Here is a 22228-nt window from a genome sequence, read left to right on the forward strand (position 1 = left end):
GCTCTTCGGGCTGGCATCGCAGATCTAAGCTCTGCTATTTGATAACGAAGACTGAATCCTGGACGGCCGAGTTAAACTTGACCTCTTTGACGTTGGTCTCCCCGGCTTTTGTGCCATCCTTTTCTATGATTGTCCTGAATGGAAACTTAACTCCCTTGACATCCCTGAAATCGGAGTACGTGGAAGTAAGAGTTCCAGGCAGTCCCATCAAGCCCTGGCTCTCCACTGTCCTGGAAATGATCCCCGTCTGCTTTTCCACATAGATTCTTAGGGGCTTATCTTCAAGTCCAATCCTGATCAGTATGATCTGATATGTCTTGCCGCCTTCTTCCACCTCTTCAAGAAACTGCGGAAGTATAGCTTCTTTTTCAAAGTTCTGGAGTATGTATATGTGGGAAGTCTTGATGGTTGACAGCAGGTCCAGACGCTTCTCTGCATTGAGCTCTTCGGTGCCCCTCGGGCTCTTCATCCAGCCGATTCTCCCATCGTATGCCTTCACCATTTCGCCCATTGGAGTCTTCACAGACTGGAATATCCTGTCGGGGAATTTGATCACCGTCTTTATGTCCACCTCAAGACTCCCCGCCTGGGTCTGCACGGTCAGGGTTGAGGTCTCGGTGATGTCCTTCACGGCGCCTACATTCTTCCCGCCCGTTGCCGCCAAACACAGTTTGAGAATATCCTTTGCCTTATCTATTGTCTCGGGCGTGGGTTCCGGAAGCGGCTCCTCCTCCGCCTCCGGAATTGTGATGTCAATCTCGGCGACCGGCCCCAGAGAAGAAAGCGTTTTTGCGAATTCCGTCTCATTTCCGACTGCGAGGATCACAAGCTCCCCGGGATGGAAATGCTGTTTCGCAACTCTCAGGACATCCTGTCTTGTGACTTTCTCAATATTTGCCTTGTACCTGAAGATGAAGTCCTTGGGATAGCCGAAGTACTCATAGTTGATGATACGCTCCAGGATTTTTGCCTTGGTGTCGAAGTTGAACACAAATGAATTGAGGATGCCGTCCTTCGCAGTCTTGAGCTCCTTGTCCGTGACTTCGGATGTCGTCATCTTCTCAAGTTCTGTCTTGAGAGCCGTTATCATGTGTACGGTCTGATCTGATTTTGTCCCGCCCCCGATTTCAAAAACCCCGGGGTAGTCATAACTCGCCCCCCAGTATCCCCAGACGGCATAGGCAAGCCCTCCCTGGGAGCGGATGTTGGTGTTGAGCCTGGAGGTCCAGCCCATGCCAAAAATTCTTCCGGCAATCTGAAGGGCAAAGTAGTCCGGATCGTTCATCTTGCCCCCGATATGTCCGAGTCTAACGTTTGTCTGATTGACTTCGGGCCTGTCGATTAGACACACTTGATTGCGGAACTTATAAGTAACCTCCGGAAGAGGGGGCAGCTCTGAGTCTTGACGTTTCCAGCTTCCGAAGTAGGTTTCTATTTTCTTTCTCATCTCTGCAGAGTCAAAGTCACCGACAATTCCAAGAATCACGTTGTTCGGAACAAAATACCGCTTGTGGAAAGCGACAAGGTCGTCTCTTTTGATTCTGTCAATTGTCTCGTATTCTGTTGTCCTGGCGTAGGGGCTATGCTCTCCGTAAATCAGTTTGTTAAACTCCCTGTCGGCGACAGCGCTCGGATCGTCATTCCTTCTTGCAATTGCATCCTTCTCCTCAATCTTCGCGAGCTCGATCTTGTCCTCTCTGAAAGCCGGGCTCTGCAGGACGTCTGCAAGTATTGAGAGCCCCTTGTCCACATCCTCCTTGAGCACGGACATGGAAGCGCCGCCTTGCTCGGTGTAGATTGCGGTCTCCACGTATGCGCCCAGGGCTTCGAGCTCGTCATCAAGCTCATCGCCGGTCCTGGCGGCAGTGCCCCCGGTCCTCATGGCTGTTCCGGTAATCGAAGCAAGACCCACTTTGTCTTCCGGCTCCCATCTTGCGCCGGTTTTTATGATCGCATGCGCATAAATCAGGGGAAGCTCATGGTCCTCCAGAAGGTAGAGGACAAATCCGTTGGGAAGCTCAGAACGCTGGGGCTCGGGAATATTGAGCTCTCTCTGGGGAGGAAAAACCAGTTTGTCCCAGCGTTTTGCATTCCCCGCAAGGGCAAGAGCCGTTGAAACAACCAAAAAGCATAGAGACAGCGCGAGAACTAGCTTTCTCATATTCATTCCTCCCTCCAGCGACGTGCTGCCTGACCCCCGCACCCCATTAGCCTCTCCCCGTTGGGGAGAGGTTGGTGAGGGGAAGGTCCGTTCTCCTACTCCGGTTCTTTCGATTTCTCTATTGCAGCGACCGTTTTGTTTCTCTTTACGAAGCACTCATTTGCAACCCGCTTTATATCCTCTGCTGTGACCGCATCGATCTGGTCCAGTTCCTTGAACAGGTTCCGCCAGTCACCCGTCACCGCTTCATATTCCGTCAGCGTTGTAGCCATTCCCATGTTTGAAGAAAGCTCACGCAGCAGATCTGCTCTTGCCCGCGTCTTCGCCTTCCTGAGTGTCGCCTCGTCCACGAGTTCGGTTTTCAGCTTCACTGTCTGTTCATCTATGGCCTCTTCAACCTCCTGATTCGTGCGTCCGGGGGCCGGGAAGCCGTAGAATATGAAGAGCCCCGGGTACTTCTTACCGGGCTCGTTGGAGAGGCCCCCAACCATTGTCGCGACCTTCTTGTCTCTTACGAGACTTCGGTACAAACGGGAGGTCCTGCCATTGCTCATGATGTCCGCTATTGCACTAAACACTGCGGCATCCTTGTCGGTTGCGCTCCCCTTGTGGTATCCGATCACAATGATTGGCTGAGACTCCTCCTCCATAACCTCTCTTCTCTCACCCTGTTGAGGGGGTTCGACGGTCTCAACGGGTTCGGGTCTTGGTTTTGCCGGGATTCTGCCGAAGTAGGTTTCAGCAAGCCCCATGACTTCCTTCGGGTCAACATCCCCGGCAATACCGATCACAAGGTTACTTGGGACATAGTAGGTGTTGAAGAACCGCTGTGCCTCCTGCCTGGTTATTGTTTCAAGGTCGCTCATGTGACCTATGGTGGGTTCTCCGTAGGGGTGCGCCTTGTATGCCATAGCGAGGAACTCCTCGATGAGCTTGCCAATCGGATTGCTTTCCCCCATGCGCCTTTCTTCCATGATAACTCGCTTCTCCTTGTAGAAGTCTCTCAGGACCGGGTTCAGGAATCTATCCGATTCCAGGCTCATCCAAAGCTCGAGCTTGTTCGAGGGAAGGCTGTAGTGATAAACCGTGGCGTCTGCCGACGTCCAAGCGTTGAGTCCAACTCCGCCTGCCTCCTGGACAATCTGGCCGAATTGATTGTCTATCACAAAACTGCTTGCATCTTTCTCCGCCTCTTCGAATTCCTTCTCGAGTTTTGCGACGCGCATAGCATCGGCCTGTTCGCCCGAGCCCTGCTTGCGCTTGAGCGGGTCCTTAAGGGAGAGGTAGGCATCATCAAGCCTGTCCATCGCCTTGATTTCCTTCTTGATATCCTTTGTGCCGATTGATGTTGTTCCCTTGAAGGCCATGTGTTCGAAGATGTGCGCCAGGCCGGTTATGCCCTTTGTCTCGTTCACCGATCCCACGTCCGCGTACGTCGCGAGCGAGACAACCGGGACCTCTCTTCTGGGGAGAATTATTATCCTCAGGCCGTTCTTCAAAGTGTGTTCAACAACGCTGTCCTGGACAGCCTTGAAATTCTCGAAGGCACAAAGCAAACCTGACGAGAACAGGACGATACTGATGATGAAAAGCACCAATAACTTCTTCATGATCACTCCTCCCCCTGCGAATGCTTCACTCTCCGAAGCACGTACACCGACGGACCTCTTCGCTGTCTAAGTGCTCCCCTCATATTGTACCGAAACCTGACAAGTCTAACACTCTGAGTTCCAAAGTCAAATTTCAGATACATTTATTTTTGAGGCAACGAATCACCGTTCAGATACTTCTTGTTTTGACGCAACAGGTTGAGGGGGCAGTTCGGGAAACCCCTAAAGACTATTCGCAGAATGACGAATAACTCATTGGGGAATGCCGGGATGCGGATTTGAACCGGCTTCCGGGGAGGGAGAAATCTATGAATAACACGGGAAGAATGCGGTTGGTTTGCAGGGTTCTTGTTCTATTTGTGGTCGGGATACTTATTGGCTGCGGGAAAGAAAAGGTTAGTGCCCCAGAGAGTTCTCTAGGGACTTACCTGTTCTATACGAATGCGTCAAGCACAACGCCGGTGTTCAAACCCGCGCCTTCGGCTGCAACGACTATTCAAAGCCATAATGTCCGGGCCGCGGCAACCCCCGAGTGGGGCTCCGGGAATCCGTTGTATCACGTTTATTATTCACTACGAGAGTTCCTAAGCTCAAGAGATGAGGGCAAGGTGGATCGTGCCAATCTTTACAAACTGCTCATTGATGTTGATCAGGTTTACACCGGGACGGCAAAAGACGTCCAGTCAATCGCAGAGCAGGAAATCACTCCGCCTTTCGGCAAATTGCAGAAGATGCTCTGCAACAAAGCGGTAAATGATACGGCGAATAAGTGTGCGATAGCCCTGAAGGAGACAAGCGACGGGGTAAACGCGATACTGGGCTGGATCTGGAGCGATCAGCCGCTGAAGAATGAATACGGCGTTGCTTCAATGTCATATGGAACGGCTTCGAAGGACCTGACTGTGGACATGACCTACAGCGTTGACTACGACACGGGGACCCCCCAGACCGAGTACAATCTCAGGTGCAATGTTGCCGGGAATGCTGAGCGAAATGAATTTCAGTTCAAGTACATAATCGGCGATGCCAAGATAGTCGCCAAGGGCGTTTCGCGGGGCGAGGGTAACTACATGCTTTTCAAGTATAGTGGGTTTGGCAATCCGGTGAAGTACATCGTTGTTCCGGGCGATGCCGACGAAAACTTCTTCATAGGGCAGAATGGTAATCCGACCTACATTTTTGACGACCCCAATAGCTTGCCGGCATCAGTCGCGGCATACAAGGATTGGGTTGTGAATGAGAATTTCTTCACGGCGGCCGACATGGTCACGGACGTTACTACCCTTAACAGCGGCAATGCTAGACAAGGGACGATATACATAAACTCCAACTAGCGGTTTTTCAGATTTCTCCGTCTGGGATTGGACTTCTCAACATTCTGGAGCAGGACAGCGTCCCGGGATTGGGCCACAACTCTTCCGCGTTCATTCACACTTTCGCCGAAGCATCAAACCGTCTCTATGCGGACAGAGCATTCTTCCTGGGCGACCCCGATTTCATTCGCATCCCCCTGGCAAGGTTGATGTCTCAAGAGTATGCGAGGAAGATTCGCGCCCGGATCAATCCAGGCCGCCACGTGCCCGGCAGCGAAGTCGTTCACGGAGATAGCGCTTGGCTGGCACAATTCGGCGGGAAAAGGACAGAACCGACGGAGACCACTCATTTCTCCGTGGTTGACCAATGGGGCAATGCCGTCAGCAACACCTATACACTCAATGCAGGTTATGGGTCGCTCTATGTCATAGATGGTGCAGGCTTCCTGATGAACGACGAGATGGACGACTTCAGCGTGAAACCGGGAACACCGAACATGTTCGGCCTCGTCGGCGCCGAGGCGAATGCAATCCAGCCCCGGAAACGAATGCTCAGCTCGATGACTCCAACGATCGTGACGAAGGATGGGAAGCTGTTCCTCGTGATCGGCTCACCAGGCGGGTCAAAGATCATTACGGCAATCTGTCAGGTGATTCTGAATGTAATCGACTACGGCATGAACATTCAGGATGCAGTGATTGCCCCGCGCGTTCACAGCCAATGGCTCCCCGATGAGCTTCAAATCGAACCTCTCGGCGTGCCCGGAGATGTTGTCGAAGGTTTGACCGCAAGAGGTCACACCGTGAGAATTGAAAAAGACGGGTTCATAGGTGAGGTACATGCCATTCTGGTTGATGAGAAGCACGGGCTGCTGTTTGGCGCCAGGGATCCGCGCAGGGAAGGGTCTTCGGTAGCTGGATATTGAATACCCCCTCACCAACCTCTCCCCCAGGGGAGAGGATCAAGATATGATTCTGTGTTGGTGGTTGTGCTTGAGACCTTTCCCATCGGGGGAGAGGTTCAAGACTATGACTCTAGGTTGATAGTGATGCTTGAGACCTCTCCGCCAGGGGAGAGAATCAAGAGATGTGGGGTGGTGCGGGGGGTTATCTCAGAACAACAAGTTTTCTTGAAGTGGAATTTCCGTCAAGCGTCATCCTTAATATGTAGATGCCGCTTGGAAGATTTCTGCCCGAGCTGTCTTTCCCCTGCCAGGTGAGCGCATCTCTTCCGGGCATCTTCACCTCATCAAGAAGGGTTGTCAGCTTCCTTCCTTCTATGTCGAAAACATCGAGAACAAGATGTCCCTGTCTACTAAGCTCATAGGCGATATCGGTTGATCCCTTAAACGGGTTGGGATTGTTCTGGAAGAGAGTGAGCACGCTGTTTCCATCAAAGAACGTCACATTAGTGTCAACGGTAACAAAGATTTCATCAATCGAATGGCCGGTGGAATGCTCTGACGTGAAACCTGCCAGTTTCCCGATGGTGGGGCAAATGTCCGGAATTGAATGGTAGGCGGATGAAGTGTATCCGGCCTTTATGTCGGGGCCGATCGCAAGGAACATTATCTGACGACATCCGGTGCAACCGTCCCCGTGACTTGTGAAATCGGTGGTGTGCCTTCCGTGATCATTGGTCACAAACATCGTTGTCTTGTCTTTGTAAAATGGATCGGTCTGAATCTTCTGCCAGAGCATATCCACAATGCTGTCGGCTGTGGAGATTGCCGTCTGGTAAGTTGTCCAATTCCCCGAGTGGCCTGCTGCATCCACGCCGGCAAGGTACACTTCAAAGAATCTGGGGTGGTAGACATCCATAATCTGTGATGTGTAGCTCCAGACATTCAAGTCGGTTGACCCCTGGCTCCAATACGTCGCCCAATATGAAGGCCCGTAGTCGGGGTGATAGCTGAATAACCACGGGCTTGAAAAGTACTTTGCGACGTACCAAACGGAGTCCCCGGGAGCAGAAAGCTGCTTTCTGTAATACTCAAACATGGTCGGGATGATTGTGTACTGGGTGCTCTTCCCGCCTATGACAGTATCCCTCGGCGCAGTCCAAGCCCCGCACCAGATTGCGGGGACCGCCCGGTCGGTCAATGTAATATTGTTGTTGGCGAAAGTTGTTAGCACCGATCCCTGAAGGCTCAGGTTGTACATTTTGTCAGCATACCTGTGGGCAGGATCGCCGAGAGTCTCTGTATATCTGGCGCCGTCGATGACAACGAGAACAATATTTCGCGTGGTATAGCCAAAGCAGAAGCTTGCAAGGACAAGGGTTAGAAGGAAAGCGGAAAGAAAGATAGTGCCCCGGCTGGTGAACATGCAGATATACTACCACAAAAAGACGACTAAGCCAAGCGGGATTATCAGTATCCGGCTCTCTTATCGACGAGATTGAGGAGGGGCCTTCCGCCGAGGAATCGTTTCAGGTTTTCGAGAAACAACGCGGTCACTCTCTCCCAGTAGAGAGGAGAAGCTCCCGCGACGTGAGGAGTGAGAATCACATTCGGCAGACGATAGAGCTCGCTTCCTTCCGGGAGCGGTTCCTTCTCAAAAACATCAAGCCCCGCTCCCCCTATCCAGCCTTTCTTGAGGGCCGTTACGAGGGCTTCTTCTTTGACGGCCGCACCCCTTGAAACGTTGATGAAGAAAGGCCCCTTTTTCATTGAGCGGAACTCTTTCTCTCCGAACATTCCTCTCGTTTCGGCTGTGTGCGGAACTAAAACAAGGACGTAATCTGACCGGGCAAGGACTTCCTTCAGCCTCGCGGTGCCGAAGACTTCATCTCCTAGAGCTTCCGTGTCTTGATCCTGACCGCCCGCGCGGTGCAAGCTCTGTCCTTGCAGAGTTTCTGATTGCCCGATTGTCTGAAACGGCCTGGTGGAATCCTCAGCGTCAGTGTGGAGATCTGGGGTTTTCCTTACGGCAAGCACTCTCATGCCGAAAGCTTTGGCTCTCCGTGCGACTTCTTTGCCGATGCCCCCAAAGCCGATTATCCCTATCGTCTTACCGAAAAGCTCGCCGAGTTCCGGCGGCTGAGTCCAGAGATCGATTCTTCCCCACTTTCCCTCAAGCTGTGCCTCGAGAGCCCTGTTGATCTTTCTCGAATAGGCCAGCATCAATGAAAAGACATGTTCGGAAATAGGAATCGCCTGGATGCCTTTTGAGTTCGTCAATATGCAGTTACTCTCGACCAGCTCCCTGAACAAGAGGCCGGTGACCCCCGCTCCGGAGCAGTGAACCCATTTGAGCTCTTGCGCGCCAAGGAATGCCTCCCGCGGAATCCGCCAGGCGAATGCTATGTCCGAATCCCTGAGTTCCCCGGCGAGATTTTCTGCATTCTTGAGATGATGCACTGTGCCGCCGGCAAGCACTTTCTCAATTTCGTGGACTCTTTCCTCGGGATAGTTCCAGAGCGGGAAATCGCCGTAGATCGCTATTACAAGTTTCAAGGTGTATGTTTCCCGTGCACGGGGGTATTCCGCGAAGATACGTAGAGGCTACCTTCTACCCGGAAGTTTTTTCCCTCCGGCTGACTCGGGCAGGCCTAACTTGAGCTGAGACCTGTCCTTCACTTGTCCCGCCATAGGTCTGTCGAGGCTTGTCGCAACGATCGCGTCAACGTCGAGTTTTCCACGGTGTTTCTGGTATCCCTGCTCAAGATTTTCGAAAAAGACAGGTTTCCAAGAATCTGCCAGGTATCGCTCACCGAATAAAGGAGAGCGAAGCTTGCGAGCCAATTGATTTCTTCGTTCAAAGGGAGTAACTAGATATTTGGGAACCGAGGAATCTACGTTGGACCCTCGCTTGAGAGCTTCGGTCATCGAAGTGGTTGTCTCAATCTCGAAAACAGCTTCCACCGCGCCACCTTTGAGCCACAGGACATCAATATTCTCAACCTCGTCGAGATTCTTGGCATTGCTGAGCTTTTGGAGCGACGATTTGGAAACGAACTGCCGCAGTTCTCCTTCCCGGTCAGAGAACCCCTCTGCCAGCGGGTCTCCCTGTTCCTTGCGGCCTATCCATATCTCGTAACCGTGAGCCTTGCCGACTTCGGCCAGGACGATGATCATTCGAGTATGCATCCTTCTGATCGTCTCGCGGTTATATTCGGGCTTCAGCATCCATTCGCCCTTGCCTACAGGTCGGGCATACGCCTCGAGGGCTTCCTTAATGCTGATAGAATCCGTGGTGAGGGCATTCGGAAACTCCTCGCTGATTGCCTTCCACATATCAGTGAAAGTGACTCGCCCCCGTTCTTGAAGCTTCCTCAGAACTGTCTGTTCAACTCGCTCCGAGAGCGGCACGGTCTGCAAACGCGGGATGCTTGAGGGATCCTTGAACCACCATGCTTTGCCTTCAGTCCCTCCAATAGCCACAGAAACCAGAATGAACTCCCGGTCCAGTTGGTTTTCAAGTGCGGTCTTGACGTCCAATCCAGCTCGCAGTTCAGAGAAGTAGCCATTTTTGGCCAGCTCCGGATCAATCGCGTTGATGAGAATCGTATAAGGCGTTGGCTCGGCGCGTTCAGCAAGCACACGCTTGGCTGTTTCCAACACGATGCGCTCAAACCGTGCGGCATCTATTTCCTCGGGAGGAACCGCCTTTCCCGTGGTCTTTGGTTTGTGGAATCGAAGATAGAAGTCACCCTGAGCAGAGCCGAAGGGTTGCAAAAGGGACTTTGCCGAAGGACGCGCCAGCTCTTGATGGTAGATCTTCTTCAAATCCAAGCCTGCCATGACACATGCATAGATCGTTGCATTTCGGACTTTGAACGTCGGATTGTGGAAGGTCAATGTCAGATGAGCATCAGGCTTAAGCACATCATGCATCCTTCGAAACGCATTACGGAGGAGGGCGTGATACACATCAAACGGCTTGTGCTGACGTTCGTTTCGGACAACTTCCTTCGCAAGGATCCTGTCCAGATAATCGGCGTTCTTCTTAAGCCAGGCAACCCAAAGATAGGCCAGCTCCCCATATTGCACAGACGCGTCGTAAGGCGGATCGGTAAAGACATAGTCCACGCATTGACCGTGATTTTCGGCCATCTCTTTCATCAAGTCCAGGCAATCACCACCATGGATGTACACATCTGCCCGGTCTTCAAGCACCTCCTCAACCGTCTTTCCAATCCGAATTGACGAGAAGAATCGGTTGGATTCCTCCTTTGCCCTGATAAGCCCCTGATGTCCCATCACGGCGCTTTCGAACTTTTCCCAGACATTCTGTTCCATATGGGGTCCCGAAGGGTACCAGTAGCTATGATGTATCCAGGCTGAACTAAACGGAGTGAAGTGTCCGGCTTCTGAGATCGGACACATATTTGTGCACAGATGCACCATCGATGTGAACGCAATCTTCAAGAAATCCTGCAGGTCGCGCTTGGGCTCGTCTTCGATAGCCTCCATCAGCCAGGCAAGCGCGGTCAGGTTTCGCTTTGTGAAAAGTTGATCAAGCGATTCGTACTGCTGTTTCTCTTTGAACGGCGTGCCATCGGGATAGTAGAGCCGGTTGCGCGGATACCAGGCCTTACTCCGCATACGTTCAATCTTCTCAAGAAGAGCTTTGTCAGCTCGATTTGGGCCGCAATCCTTTTCCTGCCGATCGCCGCAGGATGGACAAGCCTCGTACCGGATTTCCACGCACTGGCCGCCGTCCCAAACAGCGCAGGTAAACGGGAATGTGTGGCGACACTTACGGCAGCTCGTCTCGTATAGTTTAAGAATGCGACCTTTCGCACGTTTCTCAACTCGTTCAAAAGCTTGTCTCAACTGCTCCAGATCGATGGGCTTTATCGTAAGGCGGGTAATTTCAGCAGCAATCGGAAGGAGATCGCAGACAATCGCCTTCCGGCCTGCTCTGAGTGCCTCCATCGCGACCACCCCACTACCCGCGAACGGATCCAAAACTATTCCGCCCTCAGGACAGTAGGTTTTGATGTATTCACCCACAACATTCCAGGTTTTTCTTCCCCAGAATTTGTGCCAAACGTACATTGGCGTGTGGGCTAACGGAGGTATCTGCTGGCTTATGTGTTTTGGGTCTCGAGCGGAAGAGGGGGCCGGTGCTTGCTTGACTCGTCTCTTGGATTTCACGACAGAGCGTCGGCGACTCGTTTACCAACCTCAAGTGCAGCGATGATGCGGATAATCTTTACAGAGTTCAGCCCCTTGATGCGGAGCTCCTCGCCCAAGAACTGTCCGAAAAGTCCCAGAATGGTGCCATCGAACCGGGCAAGAAGATCTTTGGCGATTACTTTCGGTGGTCGTCCGCGCACCCCCGAGCCGATAATTGTGGCAAGCAGGTCTACATCATCGGGTTCTTTGGGCTGCGGCTCTGAATCTGACGGCGGTTGAGGGGTCTGAAAAAGACCATCTTCAATACTTGGGCTTGACCAGCTCAATTTGTAGGCGCGATAACGTTTTCTGCCAATCTCAATCGCTGCCATAATGCGTGATGCCTTCCGACGGCCGAGACCGGCTATCTTGGCTAGATCCTCAACGGTGGCTTCCCGGTGGATTCCGTACAGGCCGATATAAATGTCGAGCACTGCATTCGCAATGCTGGTCGCGGGGCGCCCTGCTGTGCCTGAGCCGATCAAAATCGCCAGTAACTCATATTGCTTGAGGGTGTGGGATCCAAGCTCGACGAGTTTTCCTCCTGGATGGCTCCATCTCTTTTCTTGCTGAGAGGATTTCTCGGAGGGGACTGCCGAGCTAGACGCGGCCCGATCATTCATATCTTTATCTTATCCACCGTGGGGGAAGCGGTCAAGGACTTTGCGGATGGTCACTTTGCTTCGAAGTTGCAGCAGCGGACAGCCACGAGGTCTCCCGTCCTAAGAGACATCGTCTAACCATTGTGCTGGAAGTCTCATTCGACAACGCTGGGGCTGAATCCGGCAGAATGCCCATCGCTTCAACGAGCATGAACTGTCACGATTCCAAGAAGAAAGGGAAGAGCGCTTTGCCCTTCCCTTTTCAATGTCATGCTGCGCGGGTCGTTCGTTATTTCAGCAGGACGACTTTCTTCGTGCTCACGAAGCTTCCAGAGAGAAGCTTTGCAAGATAGACCCCGGCCGGAAGCTCGGCTCCCCTGTCGTCTCTTCCGTTCCAGGTCAAGTTGTGCCACCCGGCATTGACTCTCTGATCCAGGACCGTCCTGACCAGTCTGCCTCTCGTGTCGAACACGGCTAGGTGCACATCTCCTTCAGCTGGGAGAGCGATCCTGAAGATTGTCTCGCTGTTGAACGGATTCGGATAGGCCTGTGCAAACTCGAATCGAGCCGGTATGGGATCGATCCTTGAGACGACACCTACCGACTTTTCGATCGTGAAGAGCGAATCGCTCACGTCCTGACCCATGTTGAGTGTCTTGTCGTATGCTTCCACTTTTATCTTGCACTGACTCACGGATGTGTCAGGCAGGAGCCAGAAGAAGCTTCCATCGTTCACTTCGTTCCTGGCGACAGTATCCGGATAGGTTGCTCCCCCATCCGTTGAGAAGAGGATGTGGATGCTTGCTGTGTCGCCCGGAGTTGCGTCGGTAACGGTCCAGGTAACGGAGTGCAACGTTCCGCTGGTCCAGGTCTCGCCGCCATTTGGTGTCAGGACGGTGACGGACGGGGAGTAGGCGTCCTGGATTGTGAACACGGCATTACTCACATCTTCACCTGTGTTAAGGGCGCGGTCGTACGCCCTTACTTTTATCTTGCACTGGGTTGACGGAAGATTCGAGACTGTCCAGGAATAGATTCCATCATTTGTTTCTCCGTGAGCCAGAGTGACCGGATAGGTTGCCCCGCCATCCGTCGAAAGGTAGATGCTTGTCGAATCAACAACCGTGCTGTCTGTGGCTGTCCACGTAACATCGTGGCTGGTCCCCGAAAGCCAGGATTCCCCGCCGTTTGGAGAAACGACAACGGCCAGAGGCGGATAAGCATCCGGAGTTATGTCGAGCGTGATATTGCCTCCTGCCTCGGCTATGTTCGTCACCGCAACATACCTGTTACATCCATAGTAGGAGCTGCTGTTTGGGGTAGTAGAAGCGTTAAAGGTGGTTTTTCCGGAAAATGATGAATAGAAATCGCCTGCGTTTCCGCCAGATAAGTTGAGCTCCAATTCATAGAGGCCGTCCGCCTGTTCAACGGAAATGCCGTACCACTTCTCTCCATTTGAACCATTTGGTGGAAGCAAGCCGCACTTGCAGTTCATCTTTCCAACATATACGCCGCCCGATACACACTCCGCTTCATTCGGCCGCCAGTATGTTCTGTCGAAAACATTCTCGTCCACATGCCAAATAAGCAGACCGTGCGCATTGGCAGTCATCCTTATGAATCCCTGATCAAATCCCAACTGCTGTCTGTTCTCAAGGAGCCAATATTCCTTGCCAGAGGTGCCCCACTGTTCGACCTTCAACATCGAACCTGTTGGAGTATTCTTGATGGGGGGGAGAGTCACCCCCGTTGTACTTTGGGTGATCGCTGTTGGTGTGACGAAGCCAAGCTCAGCAATTCCCCAAGCACTTGGATGAGCAGGCGCGTTTCCCGCATTGTCCGGATAGACGTTGGGATGACGATTCCAGCTTCCGCCTGCCATGAGACTGAACCGGCCAGTGCCCTGTGATTGATAACCGTAATCATATTCGTCGGGCAGGCCGAGTACGTGTCCAAACTCATGAGCATAAACCCCAACCGTCGGGAGGAATGGTCCTGTAACTGCACCGCCATAACCGGTCGTATTGCCTCCACACTCAGGCTCCATTGAATAGTCATCTATTGTGACTCCATCCAGCGTTACAGCGTAACTCCCAAGACCCCAGGCATGGGACCAGATAACTGCTGGGTCACCGCTCCACTCTGCCCCGGTCCCCGAATGAACTATGAAAAGGTTCTGAACAACACCACCGACTGCATATTGCGAGAAATCAACAAGTGGGTCGGCAGCTATACAGGCATGTCTTGTCAGTCCCTGAGCGTTGGTCGGATATGGCCCAAAACCGTTATCGTGGATACCGTCGTTCTGGCAATAGTAGGTGTATGCATTCGGTACGGTCACCCATCCAACACTGCTGGGAAGGTTTAACGTAACTATGTCAACGTTGTCATAGGAGATTTCCTTCAAGAAGTTCTTTAGTGTGCGATTGGTGGTTGTGTCTGCTCCCCCGCGAATGTAGCTTGTCCCGAAAATCATGCTGTCGAAGACCCCGGGGGAGTACCTGGTCGCTGGCCCTCCGGGCGGGTTTGTCGTGAATTTGACAAGGATGACGAGTGCCTTGAGCGTTGTCGTACTGGTCGCGTTCAACTGTGCCGGTCTTTGAACGCGATTAACTCTGGAACCGGGTTGAGAGACAAACGCGGCCTCTGTTCGGGCGTAAGGGACCTTAAGTCCGCGAGCGTGATAAGACTGAACAAGGTCCGGGTCAAGGGGCATGAGAACTGGCCTATCTTGTGAGGATTTCAGGTTCTCCCCGCCCGATGCTTGTGCCGAAGGGCTGGAAGCAGGTAATGAGAACGCCTCTGACAGGAAAAAGCTGGCACCCGGACTCCTCTCCGGGGCCGGAGACAGAGCTGTCGGGATGAACAAAGCGATCAGGGCTAGGACGGCGAAGGGAGTCAGAAGAACTAGGGCGTATCTATTGAAAATTGAAAGGGTTAAAGCCTTTTGCTGCGAGCCTGCGGTCCTGGCACAACGTTTCATCTCTCTCTCCTTTTCCTTGAGCAAGTTGCCAAAATCTCTTCGGGAGGGATTCTTGTAGGCATTCAAGTGATATACAACAGCTAATTTTACCATGAATTCCCGCCAAACTCAAGGGAATTCGGCCTGGGCAGAAATCCGAGGCGCAACGGGGTGGTTAAGACGCAAAATCAACAGGATAAATGGGGGATGTGACCTGCTCTTGCAGGTCCAACGAGCAGTGAGAGCCAGCACCGGTGGGACCACGGAGGGCATCGCCCGCTCAATGGCCAGGGAAACACTCTTCAAGAATTCAATATAGTTTCAGATTGCCGGATTGTCAATGGGTATCGACATCTGAGTGCGCAGGACGGCCTGGGCCTCGGCGATACTGACTGCTTCAAACCGAACATGATCGCCAGGCAGGCACTGGGCCGTGAGCGGCAGGTCGGCCCGGATGATGGTCGCGATTTTGGGATAGCCCCCGGTTGTCGGATGATCGACCATCAGTGCGATTGGCTGGCCGTCCCCCGGAATCTGAACACTGCCGGTGACTACTCCATCGGAGACAATATCAACCTGATTGCGGTGGGCCACCAGTGGGCCCCGAAGCCGACAGCCCATCCGGTTGGAAGCCGCAGTGACCTCGTATTCAGAGTTGAGGAACGTTGCCAATCCCTTTGCTGTGAAGCAATCATCCTGCGGTCCAAGCACGACACGCAATGTTGGGTGAGGCGAATAGAGAGGCCGGGCTGAGCGGGGCCAGGTTTTCCCTGCACAGAGCGCCGGATTGTCCTTCATCGGACCGAGCGGCAGCTTATCTCCTGTCCGCAGCGGGCGGCCTTCAAGACCTCCGAGCCCGCCCGTCAAGTAAGTAGCCCGCGAATTCAAAAAGTCTTTGACAGCGATGCCCCCTGAGATAGCGAGATAGGCGCGGGCGCCGCTCCGCCGTTCACCGAAGCGGATCTCGCATCCGGCAGGTACCGGGGCTGAACACCAGGCCGGCAGTGGAGAGTTTCCCACCGATATCTCGAATTCCGCTCCGCATGCAGCTATGAGACATTCGCAGGATGCGCGAAGCACTGGCCCGGCGACGCCGGGATCGTTGCCCACGAGAATGTTGGCCGCCCGCAACGCGAACGGGTCGGCCGGACCGGCTGGCGGAACTCCAAAGCGCGCCCAACCGGCACGGCCCGAGTCCTGAACCGTTGTGAGCAATCCTGCCCGGACAACTTCAAGCATGCGATCTCCGCAGTGCATGAGAAGCTCCAGATTTTCCGGATCAATCTACTGGTAGAAAGCGCACCCGGTCGCCTGCGTGGAGGACGAATGGATCGTCACTGTCAGGGTCAAAGAGTGACGTCGGCGTCCGCCCGATAATGCGCCAGCCTCCAGGCGTGTGCAGCGCGTATATGCCTGTTTGGAGACCGGCGATGCCAACGCTTCCCGGCTCCACCCGCGTTCTCGGAGTCGTCAGACGAGGAGTGGCAAGAACTCGTGGCAAGCCAAAAAGGTAAGAGAATCCCGGTGCGAATCCCAGCATCGCCACGCGGTAGGCCGGCTCAGTGTGGAGACGGACGACTTGCGATGGTGTCATCCCACAGTGGGCCGCTACATCTGCAAGATCGGGCCCGCTCGTGCCGCCGTAGCTCACAGGAATTTCGAACAGCCGTCCCTCAGGAAGACGATCAGCACGCAATCCCTCCAATGCCCGAATCAGCGCCGCACGGACTTGTGTCTCACCTGCCGTGAGCGGGTCGTACATCACCAGCAGTGAGCGGTAAGTGGGGACAGTCTCCAGCATCCCCGGGAACGGCTGAGCGTTCAGGGTTGCATCCAGTGCGCGAACCCGGCGATTGAGGGCCTCGTCCATCCGGTCGCCGAATTCAACTGTGAAGGCGGAATCGCCGGCGGCCAGAATGCAAGGGTATTTGCTCACCCAAGTACCTTCGTAAGCGGAACCACTTCGACGCCTGCGGACTCGAGTGCCCCGCGCGCTTCCGTTGCGATGCATGCCGCTCCCGGCGTATCGCTGTGGATGCAGATAGTCTCGATGCGCAAAGGAATAACGCGCCCATCTATTGTCTCAACCTCATTCCGGGTGACCATTCGCACTGCTTGATCCGCTGCCTGGATTGGATCGTGGATTACAGCCCCCGGCTCACTGCGCGGGACAAGCGTGCCGTCGGCGCGATACGCGCGATCAGCGAACCCCTCGCGCGCTACGCGCAGATTCAGAGTCCGGGCAGCTTTCTCGAGGGCAGAGACGGGCAAGGCAATCACGACAAGCCTGGGGTCGAATGCAACTATTGCGCGAGCCACAGTCTCCGCGAGCGCAGCATTCCGCGCAACGGTGTTATAGAGAGCACCGTGCAGTTTGACATGAACGAGAGGAATGCCTGCTGTGCGCACAAAGCCGGCCAATGCGCCAATTTGATAGATGAGAATGGACTCCAGCTCATTCGCCGATAGCTCCATGTCGCGGCGGCCAAAACCTTGCAGGTCCGGATAACCGGGATGCGCCCCCACCGAAACCCTATTTCGCTTCGCCAGCCCCACTGTCCTCGCCATCACCACCGGGTCTCCTGCATGCAGCCCGCACGCAATGTTGGCCGAGGTGACAGTCCGCAGCATTGTCTCGTCATCTCCCAGGTTGTAGTGCCCAAAACTCTCCCCCATGTCACAGTTCAGATCCACCAACATGTTATGACCCTCCGCCGGGTTCCCCGGAAATCGTCCGACTCGCATTCGGCAACAGCGAAACTCTTCCAGTCTCCGATTTGTGCTCTCGTTCTGGCATCCGGAAGATTTGTATAGCCGAACCGTTACTGATGTCAATAGTCGAAAGAGCCAAAAATTGGAAGTGAGCATTCCTGTCGGCATAGTGGATTGTTGTTCGCGGCACCCAATCCGGCAGGAGGGAAAGGACATCTCGAAGTGACTGTGATATGATCGCGGCCGTCGGGAGCTCGCGCGATGCAGCTCTTGCGTGTGCAAACTGTATGAGGGTGCGTGCGTGCAAGTCCCACAGTATTATCGACATGCCGGCTGGTTCAATCAAGGGGGGAGACATGAGAAAGAAAATTCTGTGGTTCAGCGGGGTTTTGCTCGCTGTGGTTGCCGTCTCTTGCGCCTCTGCTGCCAAGCAGGGCGACGACCTTCCGAGCCAGCTCAAGGTGATGAAAGGGGAACTTCAGAGGAATTTCGAAGCCCTGCAGAAAGGAGAGAATCCCCCTTATTACATTAGCTATTCTATTAACCACGTCCGGTCTCAGTCTGTCTCGGCCTCTTTCGGCGCGATCACGTACAAGAATGATGATTCGGAAGCATATCTGAACATCAGTGTCAGGGTTGGCTCGTATGCGCTCGACAATTCCCACGAAATCCGCGGGGACCAGTTCGCCAGGTACCAGCGAATGATTCCCAGGTCCATGCGTGCGCCGCTCGCGGACTCACCGGAGGCCTTGAGAGTCCTTCTCTGGCAGGGGACTGACAAGGCGTACAAGGACGCGGTCGGGATGCTCGCCAAGATCAAGACCGACAGGAACCTGAAGGTCAAAGAAGAGGACCAGTCTGATGACTTTTCCCTGGCGGAGCCGCACGTACAGATTGAAAAACCCCTCGAAATCACCGTGGATCTGAACCGGTGGGTTGAGAAAGTGAAAAAGTTCTCTGAGCCCTTCAAGAAGAATCCAAACATCCTTGAATCAGGAGCGGCTTTCACCAGTGAAGTCAGGAACAAGTACTTTGTAAGTAGCGAAGGGACGATCCTGCTGACGCCGGTCAACTATATGCGCCTCCGGGTCACAGCGACTGCGAAGGCAGAGGACGGCATGGAGCTGCCTCTCTACCTGAGCTATTTCGGATACAAGGAGTCCGACTTGCCGAGCGACAGTCACGTCATGGCCGAAGTCAATCAGCTGATTGCGACTCTTGCGGCGCTAAGAGATGCGCCTCTCGTTGATCCTTACACCGGGCCGGCTGTCCTGTCAGGCAAGGCGAGCGGAGTATTCTTCCACGAGATACTTGGGCATCGACTTGAAGGGCACCGCCAGAAGAGTGAAGAGGAGGGTCAGACCTTCAAGAAGAAAGTCAATGAGAAGGTCCTGCCGGACTTCATGTCGATAACCTTCGACCCTACAATCAAGGAAATAAACGGGCTGAAACTGTCCGGGTACTACGAATTTGATGATGAAGGCACAAGGGCGGAAAAGGTCGTCAGCATTGAAAACGGAGTCTTGAAGGGTTTTCTGATGAGCCGTTCCCCGATTGAGAAATTTCCAAAATCGAATGGTCACGCCCGTTGCCAGCCGGGAACGGAACCCGTCTCGAGGCAATCCAATCTGATCGTCAGCTCCAAGAAGCAATTATCCGAGCAAGAGCTGCGGCAGAAGCTGATCGATGAATGCAAAGAGCGGGGCAAGCCCTTCGGACTTGTCTTCAAAGAGATCCAGGGCGGGATGACAATGACGGGCAGAATGATTCCCAATGCGTTCACCGTTATACCGATTCTTGTCTACAGGGTTTATGTTGACGGCCGACCCGACCAATTGGTTCGCGGAGTTGACCTCATCGGAACCCCGCTGACTACGTTTGACAAAATCGAAGCCACGGGTTCAGACATCCAGGTATTCAACGGAATGTGCGGCGCCGAAAGCGGCTCCGTGCCGGTGTCGGCAGCGTCTCCTTCCATTTTCGTCTCACAGATTGAAGTCCAGAAAAAGGAGAAGTCACAGGACAAACCGCCTATTCTGCCCCCGCCATCGTCGGTGAACGAATAGGAAAGGACAGGGAGAGGAGCTTCAACATGAAAAAACTAATGATTTCCGTCGTGGTGTTCGTTGCTTTCTTTCTGGTGAGCACGCTTGCATTTGGACAGGAGGCGCCGGTACTCCTCAAGGCGATGCAAGATGAATTGGCCCGGTCGGTGGATAAGCTCAAGCTCGAGAACGAAGAGGCTCCTTATTTCATTTCCTACCTTATCAAGGATTGTCAAATGTTGGAGATCGTTGCGAATTCGGGAGCCGTCACCCGTAACGATGAGAATCGATTCCGAAAGCTGGATGTGGATGTGCGGGTGGGGAACTACGATCTCGACAATTCTCATTTCCAGAGCTTCCAGAATATGGGGTTCTCGATGCGCATGTTCGGCGGCAGGGCGGAGGTCACGCTTGAAGACAACTACGATGTGCTGCGAAGAGAGCTATGGCTTGAGACTGACCGCGCTTACAAAGATGCGTTGGAGACGTTCACGAAGAAGAAAGCCTACCTGCAGAACACGATCCGCTCCGATTCGCTGCCGGATTTCACCAGGGAAGAAAAACTCTCCAACATGAAACTGCCTGCCGCCTTCGATGCCAAGAGGGATTTGCTATCGAGAACCGTCGGCGACATATCAAGGCTGTTCCTGGGAAACGATAAGATACAAAAATCGACAGTTGCCCTTAAGAGATCGATTGAGAACACCTATTATGTCAACAGTGAAGGAGCGGTCTACGTCGAACCTCACGTAGCTTCAAGATTGTCCATCAGTGCCACCGCCCAGGCCGAGGATGGAATGCCGCTCAAGGATTTCCTCGTCTATGCGTTTGCCGATGTCGATGGCATGCCTGCCGTGGAGACGCTCAAAAAGGACGTTGAAGCCATGATGCGGGAGCTGGCGGCACTGAGGAATGCTCCGGTCGCAGAGGATTACAGTGGCCCCGTCCTATTTGCCGGCCAGGCGGCCGCCGAAATCCTGGCTCAGGGGTTCGTGGACAACCTTGTGGCCGAGCGCACCTCGGCAAGTGACAATGCCCAGTTCAACATGTTTTCCGGCAAGAGAGAAAACCCTTTCCTCAGCAAGGCGGAATTGCCGGTCACTGCAAAATCGATTTCGGTCAAGGCCCAGCCGACGCTCAAGAACTACGGGGGTGCCGCTCTACTTGGCTCCTATGAAGTAGATGACGAAGGAGTGAGGACCCAGGATGTCAGCCTGATCGAAAACGGTATTTTGAAGAACTTCATGATGTCCCGCTCCCCCGTTAAAGGATTCAACAAATCAAACGGCCATTTCCGCGGCACCTCTGCGGCCCCGAGTGTCGTCCGGCTGTCATCGAGCGAAGCATCTCCATACGGGGCGCTGAAGGACAGGCTGATTCAGGAAGTGAAGGATGACGGCCTCAAATACGGATACATAATCAAGTCCATCATACCGCTCTCAGAGGCGAAAGAGCTTGGCGACATTGATATTCAGTCGATGGTGATGAGCATGTACACGTCGAGCCCCACCGAGATCAAACTCTCCAGGCCCGTCGTCGTTTATCGCGTGTATCCCGATGGGAAAGAGGAACTCGTACGCGGGGCAGAATTCGCAAATCTGGGGATAAAGTGCTTCAAGGACATCATTGGAACTTCGGATGATGCATTTGTGTACAACTACCCAATCCGGTCCTCCGAGATGCCGTTTGATCTCGGAATTTTCGGTATAAGTGTCCCTGGATCCGACTACTACGCAAGCGTCATCACGCCGGCGATTATCATTTCTGAGATCGACGTAAACAAGTCTATCGGGAACTACGGAAAACCGCCAATCGTCAGCTATCCTTCTTTGGTGGGGAAGTAAGAGCTGACAGAGCCTGTGCTTTGAGGCGGTCTTCTCATCTTTACAAAGGAAAATCACTCTCTTTCGGGATACGGATCTAGCCTTCCATGCGCCCCGTTTCCCAATAAGGGTAACGAGATTCGGCTTTTTCCCTTGACTTAGGCTTTTAAGTGTGGAGAACCCGGTCTGGAGAAAGTCGATATCACCACGGATTCGGGGAGAAAGACTTCTTCCGGCAAACAGGGTCTTTATGTCATCCCAAACATGTCGAATCTCTACAAAACGCGCGTCAGCTTGCGTCCGGAAACACTTCCGGCAATCTATACACCGACTCAGGCGACACAGGAGGCAATTCTCCGTCCGGGAATGTTCACCGAAGTCAATCTTGGAGTGGCAGCTTTCGGGATAGTCACCGGTGCGGTCCTTGCGGCGGACGATGAAGAGAAGCGGCAAGCTGAGAAGACTCTGGGCAGAGCCCTCGGGGAACCGAAGTGGACGGGTGTCTCCAACGTCAGAGTGATTCTTGTCGATGGAGACGGGAAGATTGCCGCCAACTCAATTACGGGAGCTGACGGCTCGTACTATCTCGGCGATGTCAGGCCGGGCAAATACACAGTCCAGGTTGATGAAACAACGCTTCCGCCGGACTTTGTACTCGAGACAAAAGAACAGCAAGTTGAGGTGCTGTCAGGTATCGAGCCCCCCGTGGTCGAGAATGTCAACCTATTGGGAAGATACACGGTCCCGCGCGAGAAAGAGCCCGAAACCAAGACGGAAGAAGGAATAGAGTACAAGATATTCAAATAATCCGAATTGGGGACACCCATAACCGTGGGTGTCAAGGGTCCTTGCTGCATGACGTCACGTCATAGTCA

15 protein-coding genes are annotated in these 22228 nt (G+C 53.6%); 5 read left to right on the forward strand and 10 right to left on the reverse strand.

All coding sequences use genetic code 11. The features are described 5' to 3' along the window. Nucleotides 1-34: 34 nt before the first annotated feature. Nucleotides 35-2161, reverse strand: a complete 2127-nt coding sequence (locus tag QME66_02380) for a pitrilysin family protein (GenBank protein ID MDI6807814.1) — start codon at nt 2159-2161, stop codon at nt 35-37. 95 nt (nt 2162-2256) lie between these two features. Beyond that, nucleotides 2257-3771, reverse strand: a complete 1515-nt coding sequence (locus QME66_02385) for a pitrilysin family protein (protein ID MDI6807815.1) — start codon at nt 3769-3771, stop codon at nt 2257-2259. A 308-nt stretch (nt 3772-4079) separates the two neighbouring features. Between QME66_02385 and QME66_02390 the strand changes: the two genes are divergently transcribed. Both QME66_02390 and QME66_02395 read left to right on the forward strand, forming a co-directional pair. Next, the gene (locus QME66_02390) at nt 4080-5105 is read left to right on the forward strand and encodes a hypothetical protein (protein ID MDI6807816.1); all 1026 of its coding nucleotides are present in this window, start codon (nt 4080-4082) and stop codon (nt 5103-5105) included. A gap of 44 nt (nt 5106-5149) precedes the next feature. Then, nucleotides 5150-6010, forward strand: a complete 861-nt coding sequence (locus tag QME66_02395; protein MDI6807817.1) for a gamma-glutamyltransferase — start codon at nt 5150-5152, stop codon at nt 6008-6010. A 181-nt stretch (nt 6011-6191) separates the two neighbouring features. Here the strand turns inward: QME66_02395 and QME66_02400 are convergent, their stop codons facing one another. The 8 genes from QME66_02400 to QME66_02435 form a co-directional block, all read right to left on the reverse strand. Continuing rightward, nucleotides 6192-7412: a T9SS type A sorting domain-containing protein gene (locus QME66_02400; protein MDI6807818.1), complete on the reverse strand. Its 1221-nt coding sequence runs from the start codon at nt 7410-7412 to the stop codon at nt 6192-6194. A gap of 44 nt (nt 7413-7456) precedes the next feature. Further along, nucleotides 7457-8542: a D-2-hydroxyacid dehydrogenase gene (locus QME66_02405; GenBank protein ID MDI6807819.1), complete on the reverse strand. Its 1086-nt coding sequence runs from the start codon at nt 8540-8542 to the stop codon at nt 7457-7459. A gap of 48 nt (nt 8543-8590) precedes the next feature. Beyond that, on the reverse strand, nt 8591-11089 hold the full coding sequence (locus tag QME66_02410) for a DNA methyltransferase (GenBank protein MDI6807820.1): 2499 nt from the start codon (nt 11087-11089) through the stop codon (nt 8591-8593). A gap of 95 nt (nt 11090-11184) precedes the next feature. Continuing rightward, on the reverse strand, nt 11185-11832 hold the full coding sequence (locus QME66_02415) for a hypothetical protein (protein ID MDI6807821.1): 648 nt from the start codon (nt 11830-11832) through the stop codon (nt 11185-11187). A 268-nt stretch (nt 11833-12100) separates the two neighbouring features. Then, nucleotides 12101-14887 carry a M6 family metalloprotease domain-containing protein gene (locus tag QME66_02420; protein MDI6807822.1) on the reverse strand — a complete coding sequence of 929 codons (2787 nt, stop codon included), beginning with the start codon at nt 14885-14887 and terminating at the stop codon, nt 12101-12103. 207 nt (nt 14888-15094) lie between these two features. Continuing rightward, nucleotides 15095-16012, reverse strand: a complete 918-nt coding sequence (locus QME66_02425; protein MDI6807823.1) for a biotin-dependent carboxyltransferase family protein — start codon at nt 16010-16012, stop codon at nt 15095-15097. 40 nt (nt 16013-16052) lie between these two features. Continuing rightward, nucleotides 16053-16709, reverse strand: a complete 657-nt coding sequence (gene pxpB / locus QME66_02430) for a 5-oxoprolinase subunit PxpB (protein ID MDI6807824.1) — start codon at nt 16707-16709, stop codon at nt 16053-16055. After that, nucleotides 16706-17473, reverse strand: coding sequence for a 5-oxoprolinase subunit PxpA (locus QME66_02435; protein ID MDI6807825.1), 768 nt, complete (start codon nt 17471-17473; stop codon nt 16706-16708). Before QME66_02435 ends, pxpB begins: the two co-directional genes overlap by 4 nt. Nucleotides 17474-17841: 368 nt before the next feature. Here QME66_02435 and QME66_02440 point away from each other — a divergent pair, with 368 nt between their 5' ends. The 3 genes from QME66_02440 to QME66_02450 all read left to right on the forward strand — a co-directional run bounded on the left by QME66_02440 (nt 17842) and on the right by QME66_02450 (nt 22160). After that, nucleotides 17842-19551: a TldD/PmbA family protein gene (locus tag QME66_02440; protein ID MDI6807826.1), complete on the forward strand. Its 1710-nt coding sequence runs from the start codon at nt 17842-17844 to the stop codon at nt 19549-19551. A 26-nt stretch (nt 19552-19577) separates the two neighbouring features. Further along, the gene (locus QME66_02445) at nt 19578-21374 is read left to right on the forward strand and encodes a metallopeptidase TldD-related protein (protein ID MDI6807827.1); all 1797 of its coding nucleotides are present in this window, start codon (nt 19578-19580) and stop codon (nt 21372-21374) included. A 243-nt stretch (nt 21375-21617) separates the two neighbouring features. Further along, entirely contained in the window at nt 21618-22160 is a 543-nt protein-coding gene (locus QME66_02450; protein ID MDI6807828.1) for an SdrD B-like domain-containing protein, read from the forward strand. The last annotated feature ends 68 nt before the right edge of the window (nt 22161-22228 follow it).

This window comes from Candidatus Eisenbacteria bacterium (genome assembly GCA_030017955.1).
GTDB lineage: Bacteria > Eisenbacteria > RBG-16-71-46 > JASEGR01 > JASEGR01 > JASEGR01.